This is a genomic window from Streptomyces sp. Z423-1 (assembly GCF_013009255.1).
Taxonomy (GTDB): domain Bacteria; phylum Actinomycetota; class Actinomycetes; order Streptomycetales; family Streptomycetaceae; genus Streptomyces; species Streptomyces gossypiisoli.
This window is the reverse complement of record NZ_CP053109.1, coordinates 5,505,427-5,522,038: the sequence shown is the minus strand read 5'-3', so window position 1 is coordinate 5,522,038 and position 16,612 is coordinate 5,505,427. Positions and strand designations below refer to the sequence as shown.

Genomic DNA, 16,612 nt, shown 5'->3' with positions numbered 1-16,612 from the left:
GCCAACCATCAAAGACCCAAGGAGTGATGGAAAGGGCAGGTCAGGGATGCCTTCAGCGGGTCCCGGCGGACTCCAGGACCGGCTCTTCTTGGCCGATTCCGGATGGGTCGTCGGCCGGATACGGATCCCCCGCACCCCGGCGGATCCAGCTCAGCGCCGGCGAGGTGGCCGCCGTGGTCAGCAGCGCCATCAGCACGAGGATCGTGAACAGGTCGGGCCCGATGACCCCGAGGCCGAGGCCGATGTTCAGCACGACCAGCTCGGTCAGGCCGCGGCAGTTCATCAGCGCGCCGATCGACATCGCGTCCCGCCAGCCCTGGCCCGCGAGCCGGGCCGCGACCGAACCACCGCCCCACTTGCCGAGCACGGCGACGGCGAGCACGGCGCCCGCCCACAGCCACTGCGTCGCGTCACCGCCCAGCAGCGATACATCGGTCTTCAGGCCGGTGCCGACGAAGAACAGCGGCAGCAGCACGGGCACGGTGAACGCCCGCACCCGACCCGCGGCGGCCTCGATCTTCCGCCGGCCACGCGGAGTGATCACGCCGAACAGGAACGCGCCGAACAGCGCGTGCACACCGATCTCCTCGGTGGCGACCGCGCCCAGGCACAGCCCGCTGAACAGCACGACCAGCACCACGCCGTCGGCGTACTTGCGCTCGGCCCGCCCCACCCACCGGTTCAGCAGCGGACGTACGACACAGAACATGGCCAGCGTGAAGGCGGCGGCGTACGCGGCGGTGGTGACCGCCTCCATCGGCGAGCTGCTCTTCGCCACCGCGACCACGGCCGCCAGCAAGCACCAGGCGGTCACGTCGTCCACCGCCGCGCACGCCATGGCGAGCGCCCCCACCCGGGTGCGGTACAGGCCCCGGTCGGTGAGGATGCGCGCCAGTACGGGGAAGGCGGTGATGCTCATCGACACCGCGATGAACAGCACGAACGCGAGCTTGTCGGTGCCCGCCGGGGCGAAGGTCTCGTACATGCCGAAGGCCAGCAGGGTGCCCAGCAGCAACGGCACGGCGATGCCGGCCTGCGAGACCGCCACGGCCGTACGGCTGTGGCCGCGCAGCGCTTTGAGGTCCAGTTCCAGCCCGACGAGGAACATGAAGGCGAGCAGCCCGATGGTGCCCAGCACGCCGATGTACGGCAGGACGGACTCCGGGAAGAGCCAGGCCTGCGCCTCCGGCCACAGCCAGCCCAGCAGCGAGGGTCCGAACAGGATGCCGACGACGATCTCGCCCACCACGGGCGGCTGCCCGAGCCGCCGCACGAGCTGGGCACCGGCTCTGCAGGCGAGGATCACCACGGGCACGGCGATCAGCAGATCGGACAGTGGATCGGGGGGAACAGCGGCCATCACACGTCTCCTGTGGAGGGTTCGGGGAAGGAAAAGCGCGCGGGTCTCCCTTGGCGCCGACAGCCGGTCAGGAGGCGTACGGGCGTGCCGCCTTCGCCTCGCGCAGCGCGCGGGCCCACCACAGCAGCTGGTCGAGCATGAGCTTGGCCGCGGACTCCGCGCCCTCGGGATCGGCGGGGAAACGGCCCTCGGCGTCGTAGTGTTCGAGGATCCTGGGGAAGGTGACGATGTCCTTCATCCCCACGCAGTGGAACTCGGCGAAGATCTGCCGCAGATGCTCGATCGCGCGCACCCCGCCGGCCGTGCCGAGCCCATAGCCGACGAAGCCGACCGGCTTGGCCTGCCACTCGGACTGGAAGCTGTCGATGAGGGTCTTCAGCGGGCCGGGGACGCTGCGGTTGTACTCCGGTACGACCACGACATACGCCTCGGCCCCGGTCAGCCGCGGCCGCAGCGCCGCCGCCGCCGGGTCGTCCGCGTCGAGGCTCGCGGGCAGCAGGTGGTCCGCCACGTCGACGACGTCCAGGACGAGGTCGTCACGGCGCGAGGCGACCCGCGCGAACCAGCCCGCGACGTCCGGCGCGAGCCGTCCGTCCCGGGCGGAGCCGACGAGCAGCGTGACCCGCACCGGGCGCGTCACGAGGCCGGGCGTGCTCATCGCCGTACCGCCGGACTCGGCGTGGCCACCGGCGTCAGCGCCAGGAACTCCTTGGCGTCGACGCGGGAGAGGATACGGCGGGTCAGGGCGGGCATCTTCGTGGTGCCGTCGTCGGTGAAGACGACCGGGTTGGTCACCTGGACGCGCCGGCCCCGGGTGGTGATCTCGCAACCGCCCGCCGCCAGCACGTTCTTGACCCAGTCGGAGCCGGGCCCGTACGGCAGTGTGATGACGATGTCCTCGCCGCGCCGGAACAGCTTCACCGGTGTGGCGAACTCGCGCCCCGACTTACGGCCGCGGTGGTGCACCTTCCCGAACCCGGGCAGCCGGCTGAACAGCGGGCCCACCAGGTGGTTGGCGAACTTCCGGTTGAAGCGGGCCACTTTCCTGTCGATCGGCACGGATCTTCCCTCCCTCTGATCTGTCGGTCACCGCTGAACGCCGGGCGGGCGCCGGTCCGTGTCTCGACGGCCGGCGCCCGTCCGGATCGGGGCGTGCGGTCAGGCGGCGGGCTTGCCCGCGCCGGGGCCGCCGTTCGCGCCGGCCGGGGTCAGCGGGCCGACCGGCTTGCCGCCGGACTTCAGGAAGCGCTCCAGGGTGAAGTTGTCGACGATGCCCCAGCGCTCGGCGATCCGGTCGCCCTCGAAGCGGAACCAGATGATCGCCTGGTGCTGCACCTGCAGACCCGTCGCCGGGATGCCGATGAACGGGCCGGTGTGCTTGCCGTGCATCACCCAGCGGATCGCGGCCTTGTCGCCCATCGAGATGAAGTCGAGGATCTCGTAGCGGATGTCGCTGAACGCGGCCTGCTGGATCTTGATGGTGTGCTTGAACGCCTCCGGGCCGCGCATGGAGTCGTCGTGGCTGCCGTTGTTGCGGAAGTCCGCGGTCAGGTAGCGGTCGGCGGCCGAGAGGTCACCGAGGTCCAGGCCCTCGTGGAAGACCTTCTCGATGACGTCCCGCTGCTGCTCGGCGGTGAGCGTGGTGGGCATGCGTCAGTTCTCCTTCGTCGCCGCGGGGTTCGCGGGTGTGGTGGCCGGTGTGTTCGCGGGTGTGTTTCCGCGGGTGTCGAGCGTCGTGGCGTCGACCTGGGTCACGCCCCTGGGCACGGCTCCCGTGGTCCACACGATGCGCAGCCGCAGCCGGTCGAAGCGCCAGCCGTCCGGCGTGCGCCGGGCCGTGCCGGTGAACCGGCCGCCGAGCTGGAAGTACTCGGAGGGGTCCGGCGGCACGGGCGAGCCGTGGTGCACATGGGACGCGATCAGGCTCCAGCTGAGCCCGGCCCGGTCGCCGTCGAGGTCGACCGAGCTGTCGGAGCCGTGGTGGTGCGTACGGCCCCAGCGCGCCATGATCTCGGTGGTGAAGGCGCCGACACCGGCGATGCCCCGGTGGCTGCCCACCGGGAAGGTCATCTCGATGTCCTCGGTGAACAGGGACTTGGCCCAGGCCTCGCCGAAGTCGCCCTCGTCGAGGCTGGCCAGGTAGCGGCCGGCGAGCCTCTGCAGTTCGGCGAGGTCGGCCAGCCGGGCGACCTCGGCGGCCAGGGCGGCCGGATCCGCCGCCTGGGGCCGGGTCATGACACCCGGCGCGCTTCGGTCCTGGCGTCCGTCGCGTAGATCACGACGCCGTCCGGACCGTGCACGACGGCCTTGCCCTCGCCGGTGAGCGTGTCACCGGCGCGGCGGGCGGCGATGTCGATCTGGATGTAGGCGGCGCGGTGGCCGTTGGGGCTGATCTGGGTGACGTCGAGGTTGAAGTCCTCGCGCAGCGTGAAGTGCAGCTCGGTGTCGCTGGTCACGGTCCAGGAGCCGGTGCCGGTGCTCTTCTTCGTCGTGACCGAGAGCGAACCGTCCTGCTCGAAGGTGACCGTGTAGTCGTCCACCTCACCGTCGTGCGTGACCGTACCCGTCCAGCGACCGACGGGCGTCCAGGTAGAAACAGGCATCGACCACACTTCCTCTAGTCGGGGAAACACCGGGGAAACAAAAAATCCGCATCCAGGCCGGGAAGACCGACGTGGATACGGATTTCGAGTCAGGGCATGAAGCCGCCGGGAAAAAGTGTGACACCTTGGCCAGCACTTCGTCAACTCACGATTTCCGGCAGCGACTTGATGAATGATCGGTAAAGGGGAAAGGAAGCGGCAAGGAAGCAGCCCCTGCGGCCTGGGAGTTGGCCGCAGGGGCTGCTCAACGGGATCCCCGCACGGATCCGCGTTTTTCTCCATGACGGTCTGTAGACAAATGTGAAGCCCTTATTCCACGGCGCCGTTGCCGAAGATCGGGAATCACTTGGAATCGTCGCGGCGGGTCAGCCGGAACAGTTCGTCCAGGTCGTACTCCGCCCGCTGCGGGCCGCCGTACCGGGTGATCTTCCGGCGGCTCGCCCACTTGCGGATGGTGGCCTCGGACACCCCCATCGCGAGGGCGGCCAGTTCCGTCGAGACCCTCCGTCGCCTCCGGTTCTCCTCCTGATTCACGCGACCTCACCCTTCAGCCGGTCGGCCACCCGCATCCACTGGTGCGGCGGCAGCGCGTGCCCGGCGTCGCAGGTGACATGGCTGGGCACCCGGCCACCGCCCGCGGAGATCACCCCGTGCAGCGTGCCGTCGCACCCCGGCTCCGGGCATGAGCCGAGCGGGAACCTGCGCACCTGGCCGGGACCGAACAGCTTGCCGAAGGCGGCGAGCAGTTCGGTGACCTCCTCGTCGAAGTCGATGGCCGCGGGGTGGCGGGCCAGCCACGGCAACTGCTCCTGCAGAAACCGCACCAGGCTGCCCATCCGGGGCTCCCGGGGCCGCGGCGTCCGGTCCCGCCGCTCGTCCACCACGAGCCGTGCCCACTGCGCGAGTACGTCGGTGACCTGGGCCCGCAGGGCCACCGCGCTGTCGTCCAGCACGATGCCCACGGTGCTCCGGCTGCCACTGACCCGCTCGCGCAGCCGGGGAGTGGTCCGGGTGAGGGCCTGATCGCTCTCTTCGTAGAGTTCGAGCAGAGCACGCAGCTCCCGGTGCAGCCGGCCCACGCACCTGGCGCAGATCCGACCGCACAGGGGCACGCAGTCCCTGCTCCTGTGATCGTCGGCGAGTTGCCGAACCTCGTACATCGAATCCCCCCGCATCTCTGGGTTCTCCTGAGACTTCCTCCATGCTCGCGGCCGCCCCTACGCGCTTCAACGCAGGCCCGTTCAGGGCTTCGGCAAGCATCTGCAGTTGTGTGAACGGACCGTCAGGGCAGTGTGAGATGACCTGAACCGACCACGTGAGGCTTGAAGTCCGGCCGAGCGGTTTGATAGACATGAGAAGAATACCGTTCGACCAGTTTTTTATAAACCTCCTTCAGACCTGCGGCGGATGGCTCCGGCGCGGGCGGGCCACGGCGCTGGGAGACACCGATGAGGACCGTTCTGATCGTCGATGACGATGACGGCGTGGCCGAGTCGCTCGCGCAGGCCCTGACCGTGCACGGGTTCGTCCCGCAGCGCGCCGCGACCGGGGCCGACGCGCTGGACCTGCTGGACGACGTCTCGCTCGTCCTGCTCGAACTCACCCTGCCGGACCTGGCCGGGCACGAGGTGTGCCGGCGCATCCGGGAGCGCTCCTGTGTGCCGATCCTCGCGATGAGCGACCGGGCCGAGGAGCTGGACCGGGTGATGGCGTTCCACATGGGCGCGGACGCGTTCGCGTACAAGCCGGTGGGCTCCTACGAGTTGATCGCCCGCATCCAGGCGCTGTTCCGGCGCAGCGGCACCTGCCCCTGGCACGAGGAGCACCGTACGGAGCCGCAGGGCACGGACCGGAGCGAGCCCGGCAGCACGCCCGCCGCGCCCACCGTGACGCCGCCCCGGAACACCCTCAGCGCCGGTCCACTGGACCTCGACCTGCGCACCCGCACGGTCGCCCTGCACGGCGAGGAGATCCCGGTCACCCGGCGGGAGTTCGACCTGCTGGCGCTGCTCATGGAGGAGCCGGGCACGGTGCACCGGCGGCAGGACATCATGGCCCGGGTCTGGGACGAGAACTGGTTCGGCTCCACCCGCACCCTCGACGTCCATGTCGGCTCCCTGCGCAGCAAGCTGGGCAACCGCGAGTGGATCGAGACGGTACGCGGCATCGGCTACCGCCTGGTGGTGCCGCCCAAGGCACTGGCGCCGGTGTGGCGGACGGCGGAGCAGCCGGGCGGCTGAGCCCTCCCCGCGGCGTCACGGCCGTGCCCCCTCCCCGCCTCTGCGGGAAGGGGGCACGGTTGGTTCTGCTCAGGCGTCCGGCGCCTCGGTGTCCAGGATCGTGACCGCGCAGACGCCGACCACGGAACCCCCCTGGTGGAACTCCACGGTGAGGCTGCGCCGGCCCAGTTCGCCCACCGTCGGGTCGGAGGCCGACACCACGCAGGGCAGGTCCAGTTCGACGTACCGGTGGAACGCGGCGTCGCAGCCGACCAGCAGGCCGTGCGGCAGCCCGAGACGGGCGAGCGCCGCCTGCCGGGCGGCCTCCATGACGAGCATGCCCGGCACATGGTCCACCGGGTGGTCGAACAGCACCGGGTGGGTGGCGTCGACGCGCAGCAGGTGCACGGCACGCTGTGCGCTGCCGGTCTTGCCCTCCGGCACGCCCAGCACGACGTCGAACTCCCTGGTCCGGCCGACGAGTTCCGACGTCACCGCCGGGGCGAGCGTGCACGCCGGGCGGGCTTCGGCCCGCTCCCCGCGCAGTCTGCGGTACACCGCCGGGGCCACGCAGTCGGTGGCGGCGTACCCGTGGCCGATGAGGGTGCCGTCCCGGTGGGCGAGGACGTCGCAGGCGAAGGACACGACGTGCTCGCGTCGGCAGCGGATGTCCTTGAGCGTCACTTCCAGCACCACGTTGGCCGGCGCCCCGGCCAGGCGGGCCCCCTCCTCGGTGATCTCGAACGAGGTGCTCTTGGTGAGGAACCGCTGGCCCTGCGGGATGCCGAGCGCCTGGTGGGCGAGGAGCAGCCCGGCCTGACGTATGGACTCTCCCAGCAGCATGGGGTCGTGCCAGCGCCCCGCGACCGGGCCGTAGTAGCTGTGACCGCGCGCCCACTGGGCACCCACGCGGTACACGTCCCGTCTGTGGGGCCGGACTCCCGTGAGGAGGACCTCCGAGACCGCCGCGCGGTGCACCAGCCAGCGCGGCACCGTGCGCTCAAAGAGGTCGACCTCCCCGTTTTCGAGGGTCAAAAATTCCAGCCGATCGGCTTGCACAAGTGGACTCATCTGTGCCTCCTGAGGCGCGGAAGGAACGCGGCCTTCCGCGAGCGGAACAGGACAGGGCTTACATGGGCCGCCGTCGTGCATGGCAACGCCGCTACCAAGAGCGTACTAGCTGACTGGTTTTTTTTCTCTTGGACATGGCAGTCTTTTGCCAAGGGACTCGCGGTCGACAGGAGGTAGGCACAGTGGCCAGGGCGAGGCAGGAACGGGCCGAGATCACCCGTCAGGCAATCCTTGACGGGGCAGCGGCAGCCTTCGACGCGACCGGCTTCGGCAGCACGAGCCTGAGCGACGTCGCCCAGCAGGCGGGCGTCACGAAGGGCGCGCTCTACTTTCACTTTTCGTCCAAGGAGGCCCTCGCCCGCGCGCTGATCGACGAGCAGTTCCAGACCACCGACCTGATCGCCGGGGAGCTGATGCCGGGCGTGCAGACGGTGATCGACATGGGGCACCGGCTGGCGCACGGACTGCGCAGCGACGTCCGGCTGCGCGCCGGGATAAGGCTGGTGGTGGAGTTCGGTTCCTTCGTCGACCCCGACCCCGCACCGTACAACTCGTGGATCAGCATCGTGCGGGACTGCCTGGCACCCGCCCAGGGCCGCGGTGACCTGTTCCCGGAGATCAACGTCACCGATCTGGCGACGTACGTGTGCGGCTCGTTCACCGGTCTGCAGCTCGCGTCGTACGTCCGCACCGGCCGCGACGACCTGCACGACCGGGTCACGGACATGTTCCGCTACCTGCTCCCCGGCATCGTCCCGCCGCACCGCCTCACCGAGTTCGAAGCGGCCGGTTCCGCCAAGTGCCGTGCCGAGCTGGGGCTTTCGCCGCTCGACGCCGAGCAGCCGACGGTACGGACCGACTGACCGACCGGTGGGCGAGGGGGCGTGCCACGGCCGCCGACAACGGTGTCGCGTCGGCCTGCGGCGCCTGCCTCACAGCACGGACGGGGCCGTGGTCCGCACCGCCCGCAGACCGTCCTCCGACGCCAGTGCGGGCAGGGTCAGTTCCCACAGGTCGGCCAGCCACATCTCGCACTCGTCCGCCGGTACGCCCAGCCAGGTCAGCGTCTCCAGGCCGGAGACGGCCGCCGCCACCGGCGTGCGCGCGGACGACTCCGGTACGGAGCGGCCGAGTTCACCGGCGCGGCGGGCCTCGTCGAGCAGACCGCCCAGCCGGCCCAGCCACTGCCCGTAGAAGTCGGGGGTGCCGTCGTTCCCGGGCATGCCCCGCCCGGACACGAGGCCGTCGGCGTCCCCCGGCTCGCGCTCACGCGCGACGCGCACCGACGCGCGCACGAACACGTCCTCGCGCAACAACCGCCCGAGCACATACGTCAGATCGACGACGAGTTGCAGATACGACCCACCGGCCGCCTCCAGCTGGAGCACCGCGCGCTCCATGACCTCCCGGCCGCGTTCCTGCACGGCCATGGCGACCTCGTCCTTGGTGGAGAAGTGGAAGAACAGCGCTCCCTTGGTCACCCCGGCGTGGCGGCTGATGTCGGCGAGTGTGGCCCGCACGTACCCGTGCTGCGCGAACTGCTCGGCGGCGGCGACCACCAGCCGCTCCACGGTCCGCTCCGAGCGTTTCTGTTTGGCTGCCATCCGACCGCTCCTCGAAGCAACCCCGTTACACCTCCTGTATGGGTTCCTTCATACGCCCCGGCACCGCAGGAGAACGCAAGCCCAGCGTCAGATAAACAAAAAGATTCAAAACCCTCACACTCACGCGAGCCGACTCCCCCCGACGGGCCGGCCCGCCGAAGCCGGACCGGCCACGCCCGGGTGGGTCAGTTCTTCACGGCGACGGCGGCGAAACCGGCCGTGTCCTCCCGGTTGGTCTGGTAGTCCGCGTCGGCGGCGCGCTCCTGCTCCGTCTCCCACTCGTTGACGGACACCACTCCGGGTGCGAGCACCGTCCAGCCCTCGGTGTCGACGAACCGCGTGATCTCCGCGCGGGAGCGGGAGGCGAGGTCGACCCGCAGGTTCGTGTACAACTCGTCGACCGCGGCCCGGACCGGCGCGGAGACGTAGTCGGGGCTGGAGTGGGTCAGGATGACGAGGCTGCCGGGCGCCAGCGCGTCCTTGTAGCGCTCGACGGTGCCGTACGGGTCGTCGGCGTCGAGGACGAAGTGCAGCAGCGCGCCGAACAGCACCGCCACCGGCCGGGAGAAGTCCAGCAGTTCCTTGGTCGCGGGGGCCGACAGCACGGCCTGGGGGTCCCGGAAGTCGGCGTCGACGTACGCCGTGCGGCCGTCCGAGGCCTCGCCCAGGATGCGGCGGGCGATGTCGCCGACGACCGGGTCGTTGTCGACGTAGACGACCTTGGCCTCGGGAGCGACCTCGTGCGTGGCGGCGGCGGCCGGGATGCCGCTGCCGATGTCCAGGAACTGGCTGATGCCACGCCGGGTGGCGGTGCGCACCGCCCGGTTGAGGAAGCGCCGGTTGGCGCGCGCCCCCAGCGGGCCGCCGGGCAGCAGCTTCACGATGCCGTCCGCCGCGGCGCGGTCCACCGGGAGGTTCTCGGAGCCTCCCAGGAAGTAGTCCATGATGCGCGCGGCGTGCGGAATCTGGTCGGGGGTCTTGGTCTCGGGCATGTCCACACATCCCTTGGTGACGGGTTGGTTGGTGAGGGGTTCGTTTTCGGAGTCGGGCAAGAAGACGGGCAAGAAGACGTGCAAGCAGAAAAGGCGACATCCGAACCGGCTGCTACCGGTGAATATCGCCTTTGTCATGCTGTTTCAGGGCAAAAGGACTCCGCGCAAAAGCGTGACATGCACACGCCCGCAGTGTCAACGGACGCTGATCGTCCGCGGCCTGCTGAAGCGCCTCATCGCCGGCCGCTCGACCAGCGCGTACAGCAGATACGCGAGAACGGTGGTGACGACCCAGGCGAGCAGGCACAGCCCGACCGCCTCGGCGAAGCTGTACGGCGCGTGCCCGGCCAGGTACTTGGTGCCGCCGATCAGCACGGCGGCCTGGAGCAGATAGAACGCGAACGACACCTCGCCGAGCCACGTCATCACCCGCCCCCGGAACGGCGAGCGCCGCCCGCGCACGTCGGCGACCGCGGCGGCCGGGACGAGCAGGCCGAGCGGGAGCACCCAGACCGCGGAAAGGGCGTACAGATAGGGCACGTTGAGCGCGACGGCGTACGCGGCGACGCACAGCAGCACCGCCTGCCACAGCCGCACGCCCACCCACCGGTCGGTCAGCACGATCCGGGCGAGCAGCATGCCGAGCACGAACTCCAGCATCCGCACCGGCGGCAGCTGGTACACGAACCAGTTCTGCACCTCGCTGACCTGCCAGCCGGGGATGCGCACCTCGCCGGGCAGGACCGCGTACGCGAACGCCGGTACGGCGACGACGGCGGCCGCGAAGCCCACCGTCCACGCCCACAGCCGCGCCGGGGAGATCGCCCGCACCGCGCGGTGCAGCAGCGGGAAACACAGGTAGAACAGCAGCTCACAACCCAGCGACCAGCTCGGGGCGTTCACGCTGAACGACACCGCCGGGTCCCAGGACCAGGTCTGCACCAGCAGCAGGTTGGGCAGCCAGTGCTGCCAGGCGGTGGTGGTCGCGCCGGCGAAGACCAGCAGCGAGATCACGAACGTGGCCAGGTGGTTGGGGTACAGCTTGACCAGGCGGCGGCGCATGAACAGGCCGGGGGTGTCCGTGGGGCGGGCGGACCAGGTCAGGATGAACCCGCTGAGGATGAAGAAGAACGACACCCCGAGCCCGCCCGCGATCCCGAACAGCCGGGCCGCCTCCTGCGCGGTCCGCCCACTGAAGGGGCTGAGCTGGGGGCTGGTGACGTGGTACAGGAACACGGCCGTCGCCGCGTAGAACCGGAGGCCCGTCAGCGATGGCAGCCCGGCGAGCGACGGCGCCCGCCCGGACCGGGCGGGCGCCGTCTCCTTGGGTCGGTGGATGGGGATGGTCACGGATCTCTCCTTCGCGCGGCACGATCGACACGGCACCGCTGCTCGCGGCACGAAAAAACACCGCGCGGCAGGCCGGAGGGGGCCTGCCGCGCGGTGTCGACAGCTGGAACGGAACAGCAGAGGAACGGAAAGAGAAGGATCGGTCGGCGGGACTGCCCCGGCCTGCCCAGAAGGCGCTCGGAGGCACACATCAACCGCCGCCAAGAGCGTGACAGCCCCCCTTCCCGGAAGTCAACCCGCTCCGGGTGCCACCACGCTCCTGGCGGTTCGGCCGCGCGGAACGCCGGTCAGACGTGAATCGGGTGGGACGTGCGTCCCGATGCCGAGTCGATCTCGTCGTGCGCCTTGGTCAGCAGGCGCATGGCGAGTTCGTTCAACGCCCTTGCCCCGGCGATCTCCTCGCCGACCCGCGGCTGATTCGCGTCGGTGTGGTGCCGGCTTGCGTGTCCGTGGGCCCTCACCTCGGACCCGTCGGGCAGGCGCACCAGCGCCGCTGCCTTGGTGTGGGTGTCGTCCTCCTGGAACTCCAGCTCGACATGCCATCCCACAGCGGTGTGCATCATGATGATCACCTCCGGATCATCTGCGTCCAGGGTCACCTGTCACCAGGATTGCTTCCAGAGTGCTCCTTGAGTGCCCGACTTGTCGCGTTCCCGTCCCTGTTGTCTTGTTGTTGTCTTGTTCCGGACCTGGGTACGCCGCCGCGACCACGGCCGCCGTTCACTGCCGCTGGGCACGAAGGCGCCATGCGCTGTTGCCCGACCGCTCCCCAAGCCGCCCGCTCAGCCCTCGCGACCCTCTCCGCGCTCCCCGCTCCCCACCACGTCCTGCGCTCCGCCGCCCTTGTCGCCCCCGTCGTCCTGCACGGCCTGCGCACCCGGCACTCCGGCCCCGTCGCCGCCGTCCAGCTGGAACTGATCACGCTGGCCGAGGACCACGCCGTCCTCACCTGGTTCACCGGCGTACCCGGCACCGACGACGGGCTCGGCCAGCTGATCCCGGCGATCACCGAGGGCGAGGTGGTGTACGGCACCCACCCGGCCCGCCTGCACCGGGTCGCCGGCGAGGACCGCCCGACCGCTCACCACCAGGTCGAACTGACCGGCCTGGAGCCCGGCCAGACGTACTACTACCAGGCCCGTTCCCAAGGCGTCCCCGCCACGGCCACCCCGCTCCACCTGGTCGGCGGCAACGCGGTGGGCACCTCACCGCACGGCCTGGGCACCCCCGCGGGCCCGTACTCCTTCACCACCCCCCAGCCCCCACCGGGCCGCCACCTCATCTCGATCGCCCTCTGCAACGACCTGCACCTGGGCGAGACGACGGCCGGCCTGGTGGCCGGACTCCCCCTCCTGCGCGGCGTCTCGCAGACGCCGGGCCGGGCCCCGTACCCGGAGATCATGAGCCGGGCCGTGGTCGCGGAGGCACGGCGGCGCGGGGCGGACCTGCTGCTGGCCGCCGGGGACATCTCGGCGGGCGGCGCGCCCCGCGACCTGGCGACGGCGCGGCGCATCCTGGACGGCTTCGGGGTCCACGGGCGGGACTATTTCGTCGTACGGGGCAACCACGACCGGGCGACCCCCGAGGGCGACCCGTTCCACCGGGCGTTCCTCACCGCCCCCGGATACTTCGCCCATGACGTCGGCGGCCTACGGATCATCGGCCTGGACACCTACGAGAAGGCGGGCACCGGCGCCGACGCGGGCGGGATGGGCGCGGAGCAACTGGCGTGGCTGCGGGCACGGCTGCGCGCAGCGACAGACCAGCCGACGCTCGTCTTCGGCCACCATCCGCTGACGGTACGGCACTCCCTGTTCCCGGTGAGCGCGGGCCAGCGCCTGGCCCGCCGCCAGACCCGCGCGCTCCTCGCGGCCTACGCCGCCGCGCGGGGCGTCTTCCTGCACCACGCCGGGCACACCCACCGCAACAAGCGCACGGTCCTGGACGAGGCGCCGCACGTCACGTTCCAGGAGGTCAGCGCGGTGAAGGACTACCCGGGCGGCTTCAGCCTGCTGCGCATCCACTCGGCCGGTTACGCCCTCAACCACTACACACCCACCGACTCCCCGGCCCGCGCCTGGCTGGAACGCAGCCGCCGGGTCGCGGGCGGCCTGTGGCCGCACTACGCGCTGGGCCCCTCCGTGACGGACCGCAACAGCGTCGCGGCCCACGACCTGTCGGGCATCACCCGCCCGACTCCACGGGACCCGGTGCCGGGGCGACTGACGGCGGCCTGAGGTGTGGGTTGGCTGACCGGGGCGTTCCGCCAAGCATGAGCCCGATCCCTACCAGCAACAGCCCCGCGGCCACGATCCGCGCCGCCCCGAAGCGCGCATATAGGGTGCCTCCCTGAGTGCGTGAAGGCGAAGGGGGACTCGTGAGCGGCGTGTGGGCGAGCGTGGTCGCGGTGACCGGAACCCTGTTAGGAGCGCTCACGACGGGGCTATTGCAGCGCTGGATCTCCGGTCGGGCCGAGCAGGCGGCCCGGATGGAACGACTCCGTGACGCCGCGGCCGGGCTGGCGGACGCGTTGACGGACTACAGAGAACGGCTCTACTGGGAGACCCGCCTGGAGACGCAGGCCGAGACCACAGCCGAGCAGCGGGAGGACGCCATGCGCGAGAGCTGGGCCGCCCGCTCGCGGGTGAGCCACGCCATGAACCGGCTGAGACTGACGACGCGCGACGACTACATCCTCGGTCTCGCAGCCGAAGCCCGAAATGCCACGTTCGGGGTCCAGACCGGCGCATGCACCCCAACTGCGGCCCGCGAGCAGCAGTACGCCTTTTTGGCCGCTGTCGCCGAGGCGTGAGGCCAGTCCACGACCGGTGTTCATCCAGCAGACGGCATCTGCCACTGCACGAGTTCCGGCCGGTAGCTTGATCGGTATGGACCAGGAGCGAGTGGTTGAAGCGTTGCGTCTGGAGGCGAGCCGGCTTGCGCAGGCCATGACCGGGGTCTCGGCTGCCGAATGGAGTCTGCCGACGAGGTGCGTGCCGTGGAATGTGAGCGACTTGCTGGCTCACATCCGGGTGGCGATCGCCCGGCTGCCGAGCATGCTGGCCGCGCCTGCTCCGCCCCGTGCCGAGGTGTCGGCAGTGGAGTACTACCGGCCCGACGATCGTTTCGCTCCTGACACCAACGCAGCCCGGATCGCCCTGGCCCAAGACCACGCGGCCACACAGCTCAACGGCGCCGCGCTCGCCGACGACTTCAACGCCACATGGCAACAGGTGGACCGGCTGTGCCGGAGCGAACCCGAAGGGCGCGTGGTTCGCACCCGGCACGGCGATGCGATGCTCCTGTCGGAGTTCCTGCTGACGCGCGTGGTCGAGGTCGCCGTGCACGGCCTGGACCTGGCCGACGCCCTGGGGCGCGAACCATGGCTGACTCCCTCGGCTGCGGATCTGGTGCAGGATCTTCTCCTCGGCCCGGACGGAGCGACGGCAGTGGAGAAGCTGGGCTGGGGTCGGCTTCGCTTCCTGCGCAAGGCGACGGGCCGCGAGCCGATCACCGAGGAGGAAGCATTGGACGTCAACCGACTGGGGATCCGCTGGCTCACGCTGGGGTGAGGGCACCGTGACCCTACCGGGTCAGCTGACGGCGGCATGAGGCGTGGGGTGGTCGCCGCGAGTACCTCGTCCACCAGGTGCGGGGTGGTGACCTGCGTCAGCTCTCCAAGATGCCCGGCAGCAAAGGCACTTCGGCCGACGGCGGGCATGCCGGACCGAACATGCAACGGGGCTCCTACAGGAACGGTGTCTTGGTCGACTTCCGTCCTACGCGGAGCCCCGTTCGCCTACCCAGACTTCGCCGAACCGCTTGACACCACGCTCACCGGCCTAACTTCCCGGGCTTGGCTTTTAGTCGCCGACGAGCTCGGCGTGCGTGACGGCGGCGAGCAGGACGGCCGATGTGACCAGCGGGGTCACGCGGCGCGCTCGCGGACGTCCACCAGGGTGCCACCGGCGTGGGCGATCAGGTCCTTGGGTGCCATCGGGAAGACGGTGTACGGCGTCCCGGCCGCCGCCCACACCACGTCGTGGTCCAGCAGCGACCGGTCCGCGAGCACCCGCGTCCTGCTCCGATGCCCGAACGGCGGCACCCCGCCGATGGCGTACCCGGTCGTCTCCCGTACGACGTCGGCGCGGGGCCGGGTGACCTTCCCGGCACCGAGTTCCTGCCGCACGAGTTCCACGTCGACTCTGGACGCCCCGTCCATCAACACCAGCACGGGCACCCCGTCGGCGGCGAAGACGAGCGACTTGCAGATCTGACTGAGCTCGCACCCGATGGCGGCGGCGGCCTCGGCGGCGGTACGGGTGGCGTCGGGGAACCGGCGGATCCGTCCGCGCAGCTCGCTGAGCCCGAGCGCGTCCAGAGCCTCGGCGAACCGTGGATGAGCTCCTGCGTCCGAAGTGGTCATGAACGGCACGCTAGCGGCCCGTGGACGGCACATGCGACCGGGTTTCGACCGCTGCGCGCCCCTTCCCCGGCCCGGCCGCGGCAGCCGCCGGGCCGGGGCGCGGGGTTCAGATGCGGTCGGCGACGATCATCAGGTAGTGGAAGCTGCCTTCCTTGTAGGCCGTGAGGAAGGGCTCCTCGATGCCGGTGGCCACGGAGGACTTGGCGCGCAGTTCCCAGTACGGAATCGTGTCCGCGGTCAGGTCGACCACCTTGATGGGGACGAGGTTGTTGGCGGCGAGCGCCCTGAAGTACTCGCTGCGCGGGTGGATGTTGCAGGTGTAGTGCTCGTCGATGCGGCTGACGGCCTTGGAGCGCAGACCGGTGACGTCGTTGGAGCAGCCGGTGATGCAGACGTAGCGGCCGCCGTACTGCAGCAGGCGTGCGAACTCGGCGAAGAGTTCGCGCAGGTCGACGTACATGGTCGTCTCGTTGGTCCAGATCGCCCGGCGGGAGCCGGTGTCGAGACGGGTGTCGAGCATGTTCCGGAAGTGGAAGCGGACCTTGTCGGCCACGCCCCGCTGGGCGGCCTGGTCGTTGGCGAAGGCGACCTGCTGCTCGGAGATGGTCACGCCGTCCACATGGCAGCCGAAGCGGGCGTTGGCCATGATGCTGGTGCCGCCGCGGCCGGAACCGGCGTCGAGCAGCCGGTCCTCGGGACCGATCTCGCCGAGGTGGTCGAGGAGGACGTCGGCCTGGGCGGTCTCCAGGCGGTGCAGTTCCTCGATGATCCGCTGGTCGCGGGTCTCGGCGGGGGCAGCCAGGACGGACGGGTCGTAGTCGCCGAGGCCGTAGTGGTGGTGGAAGAGGCCGTCGACCTCGCCGAGGCGCAGATTGACGGGGTCCTTCTCGCTGTTCCAGTACGCGGCGACCGACTTCTGGTAGTCCGTGCGCAGCACGTCGCGCATCGCGAGGTCTTCCATCTGGGAGGACTTGGCCATGGGGATCC

General features: G+C 70.4%; 20 protein-coding genes. 5 read left to right on the top strand and 15 right to left on the bottom strand.

All coding sequences use genetic code 11. The features are described from left to right. Nucleotides 1-52: 52 nt before the first annotated feature. The 8 genes from HJD23_RS24785 to HJD23_RS24750 all read right to left on the bottom strand — a co-directional run bounded on the left by HJD23_RS24785 (nt 53) and on the right by HJD23_RS24750 (nt 5,075). Nucleotides 53-1,360, bottom strand: coding sequence for a cation:proton antiporter (locus HJD23_RS24785; protein WP_171116710.1), 1,308 nt, complete (start codon nt 1,358-1,360; stop codon nt 53-55). Nucleotides 1,361-1,427: 67 nt separating this feature from the next. Continuing rightward, on the bottom strand, nt 1,428-2,018 hold the full coding sequence (locus HJD23_RS24780; protein WP_171116708.1) for an NAD(P)H-dependent oxidoreductase: 591 nt from the start codon (nt 2,016-2,018) through the stop codon (nt 1,428-1,430). Beyond that, nucleotides 2,015-2,419, bottom strand: a complete 405-nt coding sequence (locus HJD23_RS24775) for a nitroreductase family deazaflavin-dependent oxidoreductase (protein ID WP_171116707.1) — start codon at nt 2,417-2,419, stop codon at nt 2,015-2,017. Before HJD23_RS24775 ends, HJD23_RS24780 begins: the two co-directional genes overlap by 4 nt. A gap of 99 nt (nt 2,420-2,518) precedes the next feature. After that, nucleotides 2,519-3,010 (bottom strand): ester cyclase, encoded by a 492-nt coding sequence (locus tag HJD23_RS24770; RefSeq protein ID WP_171116705.1) that lies wholly within the window; start codon nt 3,008-3,010, stop codon nt 2,519-2,521. A gap of 3 nt (nt 3,011-3,013) precedes the next feature. After that, nucleotides 3,014-3,595: a nuclear transport factor 2 family protein gene (locus HJD23_RS24765; protein WP_171116703.1), complete on the bottom strand. Its 582-nt coding sequence runs from the start codon at nt 3,593-3,595 to the stop codon at nt 3,014-3,016. Continuing rightward, nucleotides 3,592-3,963 (bottom strand): dehydrogenase, encoded by a 372-nt coding sequence (locus HJD23_RS24760; RefSeq protein WP_197973177.1) that lies wholly within the window; start codon nt 3,961-3,963, stop codon nt 3,592-3,594. The genes HJD23_RS24765 and HJD23_RS24760 overlap by 4 nt, the downstream gene beginning before the upstream one ends. Before the next feature lie 342 nt (nt 3,964-4,305). Continuing rightward, the gene (locus tag HJD23_RS24755) at nt 4,306-4,497 is read right to left on the bottom strand and encodes a hypothetical protein (RefSeq protein ID WP_171111909.1); all 192 of its coding nucleotides are present in this window, start codon (nt 4,495-4,497) and stop codon (nt 4,306-4,308) included. Beyond that, nucleotides 4,494-5,075 (bottom strand): hypothetical protein, encoded by a 582-nt coding sequence (locus HJD23_RS24750; RefSeq protein WP_240980806.1) that lies wholly within the window; start codon nt 5,073-5,075, stop codon nt 4,494-4,496. Before HJD23_RS24750 ends, HJD23_RS24755 begins: the two co-directional genes overlap by 4 nt. A gap of 336 nt (nt 5,076-5,411) precedes the next feature. On the opposite strand from HJD23_RS24750, the gene HJD23_RS24745 reads away from it, so the two are divergent. Then, a complete protein-coding gene (locus HJD23_RS24745) occupies nt 5,412-6,203 on the top strand; it encodes a response regulator transcription factor (RefSeq protein WP_171116701.1) in 792 nt (263 codons plus the stop codon). A gap of 69 nt (nt 6,204-6,272) precedes the next feature. Here the strand turns inward: HJD23_RS24745 and HJD23_RS24740 are convergent, their stop codons facing one another. Then, nucleotides 6,273-7,253: a ScbA/BarX family gamma-butyrolactone biosynthesis protein gene (locus HJD23_RS24740; RefSeq protein ID WP_171116699.1), complete on the bottom strand. Its 981-nt coding sequence runs from the start codon at nt 7,251-7,253 to the stop codon at nt 6,273-6,275. Between the two features lie 182 nt (nt 7,254-7,435). On the opposite strand from HJD23_RS24740, the gene HJD23_RS24735 reads away from it, so the two are divergent. After that, a complete protein-coding gene (locus HJD23_RS24735) occupies nt 7,436-8,116 on the top strand; it encodes a ScbR family autoregulator-binding transcription factor (RefSeq protein WP_240980805.1) in 681 nt (226 codons plus the stop codon). A gap of 69 nt (nt 8,117-8,185) precedes the next feature. Here the strand turns inward: HJD23_RS24735 and HJD23_RS24730 are convergent, their stop codons facing one another. The 4 genes from HJD23_RS24730 to HJD23_RS24715 form a co-directional block, all read right to left on the bottom strand. Next, nucleotides 8,186-8,857, bottom strand: a complete 672-nt coding sequence (locus HJD23_RS24730; RefSeq protein ID WP_171116695.1) for a ScbR family autoregulator-binding transcription factor — start codon at nt 8,855-8,857, stop codon at nt 8,186-8,188. Nucleotides 8,858-9,042: 185 nt separating this feature from the next. Next, nucleotides 9,043-9,849: an SAM-dependent methyltransferase gene (locus HJD23_RS24725; protein WP_171116694.1), complete on the bottom strand. Its 807-nt coding sequence runs from the start codon at nt 9,847-9,849 to the stop codon at nt 9,043-9,045. Nucleotides 9,850-10,044: 195 nt separating this feature from the next. Beyond that, nucleotides 10,045-11,199 carry an acyltransferase gene (locus HJD23_RS24720; protein WP_240980804.1) on the bottom strand — a complete coding sequence of 385 codons (1,155 nt, stop codon included), beginning with the start codon at nt 11,197-11,199 and terminating at the stop codon, nt 10,045-10,047. A gap of 287 nt (nt 11,200-11,486) precedes the next feature. Continuing rightward, nucleotides 11,487-11,762 carry a DUF1876 domain-containing protein gene (locus HJD23_RS24715; RefSeq protein ID WP_171116692.1) on the bottom strand — a complete coding sequence of 92 codons (276 nt, stop codon included), beginning with the start codon at nt 11,760-11,762 and terminating at the stop codon, nt 11,487-11,489. A gap of 183 nt (nt 11,763-11,945) precedes the next feature. Here HJD23_RS24715 and HJD23_RS24710 point away from each other — a divergent pair, with 183 nt between their 5' ends. From HJD23_RS24710 to HJD23_RS24700, 3 genes are all read left to right on the top strand, one after another. Next, complete coding sequence (locus HJD23_RS24710; RefSeq protein WP_171116690.1) at nt 11,946-13,436, top strand: metallophosphoesterase family protein; 1,491 nt, start codon at nt 11,946-11,948, stop codon at nt 13,434-13,436. A 140-nt stretch (nt 13,437-13,576) separates the two neighbouring features. Beyond that, nucleotides 13,577-14,011: a hypothetical protein gene (locus HJD23_RS24705; protein ID WP_171116689.1), complete on the top strand. Its 435-nt coding sequence runs from the start codon at nt 13,577-13,579 to the stop codon at nt 14,009-14,011. 76 nt (nt 14,012-14,087) lie between these two features. Then, nucleotides 14,088-14,771 (top strand): maleylpyruvate isomerase N-terminal domain-containing protein, encoded by a 684-nt coding sequence (locus tag HJD23_RS24700; protein ID WP_171116687.1) that lies wholly within the window; start codon nt 14,088-14,090, stop codon nt 14,769-14,771. Nucleotides 14,772-15,127: 356 nt separating this feature from the next. On the opposite strand, the gene HJD23_RS24695 is transcribed toward HJD23_RS24700, so the two are convergent. Together HJD23_RS24695 and HJD23_RS24690 are read right to left on the bottom strand one after the other, a co-directional pair. After that, nucleotides 15,128-15,625, bottom strand: a complete 498-nt coding sequence (locus HJD23_RS24695) for a YbaK/EbsC family protein (protein ID WP_171116685.1) — start codon at nt 15,623-15,625, stop codon at nt 15,128-15,130. A 106-nt stretch (nt 15,626-15,731) separates the two neighbouring features. After that, nucleotides 15,732-16,604: a geranyl diphosphate 2-C-methyltransferase gene (locus tag HJD23_RS24690; RefSeq protein ID WP_232107734.1), complete on the bottom strand. Its 873-nt coding sequence runs from the start codon at nt 16,602-16,604 to the stop codon at nt 15,732-15,734. Between the last annotated feature and the right edge of the window lie 8 nt (nt 16,605-16,612).

Coding starts and splice junctions, on each gene's coding strand:
- HJD23_RS24700 (WP_171116687.1), top strand. CDS start 14,088: ATGGACCAGGAGCGAGTGGTTGAAGCGTTGCGTCTGGAGGCGAGCCGG.
- HJD23_RS24730 (WP_171116695.1), bottom strand. CDS start 8,857: ATGGCAGCCAAACAGAAACGCTCGGAGCGGACCGTGGAGCGGCTGGTG.
- HJD23_RS24770 (WP_171116705.1), bottom strand. CDS start 3,010: ATGCCCACCACGCTCACCGCCGAGCAGCAGCGGGACGTCATCGAGAAG.
- HJD23_RS24760 (WP_197973177.1), bottom strand. CDS start 3,963: ATGCCTGTTTCTACCTGGACGCCCGTCGGTCGCTGGACGGGTACGGTC.
- HJD23_RS24710 (WP_171116690.1), top strand. CDS start 11,946: ATGCGCTGTTGCCCGACCGCTCCCCAAGCCGCCCGCTCAGCCCTCGCG.
- HJD23_RS24745 (WP_171116701.1), top strand. CDS start 5,412: ATGAGGACCGTTCTGATCGTCGATGACGATGACGGCGTGGCCGAGTCG.
- HJD23_RS24690 (WP_232107734.1), bottom strand. CDS start 16,604: ATGGCCAAGTCCTCCCAGATGGAAGACCTCGCGATGCGCGACGTGCTG.
- HJD23_RS24725 (WP_171116694.1), bottom strand. CDS start 9,849: ATGCCCGAGACCAAGACCCCCGACCAGATTCCGCACGCCGCGCGCATC.
- HJD23_RS24780 (WP_171116708.1), bottom strand. CDS start 2,018: ATGAGCACGCCCGGCCTCGTGACGCGCCCGGTGCGGGTCACGCTGCTC.
- HJD23_RS24785 (WP_171116710.1), bottom strand. CDS start 1,360: ATGGCCGCTGTTCCCCCCGATCCACTGTCCGATCTGCTGATCGCCGTG.
- HJD23_RS24715 (WP_171116692.1), bottom strand. CDS start 11,762: ATGATGCACACCGCTGTGGGATGGCATGTCGAGCTGGAGTTCCAGGAG.
- HJD23_RS24695 (WP_171116685.1), bottom strand. CDS start 15,625: ATGACCACTTCGGACGCAGGAGCTCATCCACGGTTCGCCGAGGCTCTG.
- HJD23_RS24740 (WP_171116699.1), bottom strand. CDS start 7,253: ATGAGTCCACTTGTGCAAGCCGATCGGCTGGAATTTTTGACCCTCGAA.
- HJD23_RS24765 (WP_171116703.1), bottom strand. CDS start 3,595: ATGACCCGGCCCCAGGCGGCGGATCCGGCCGCCCTGGCCGCCGAGGTC.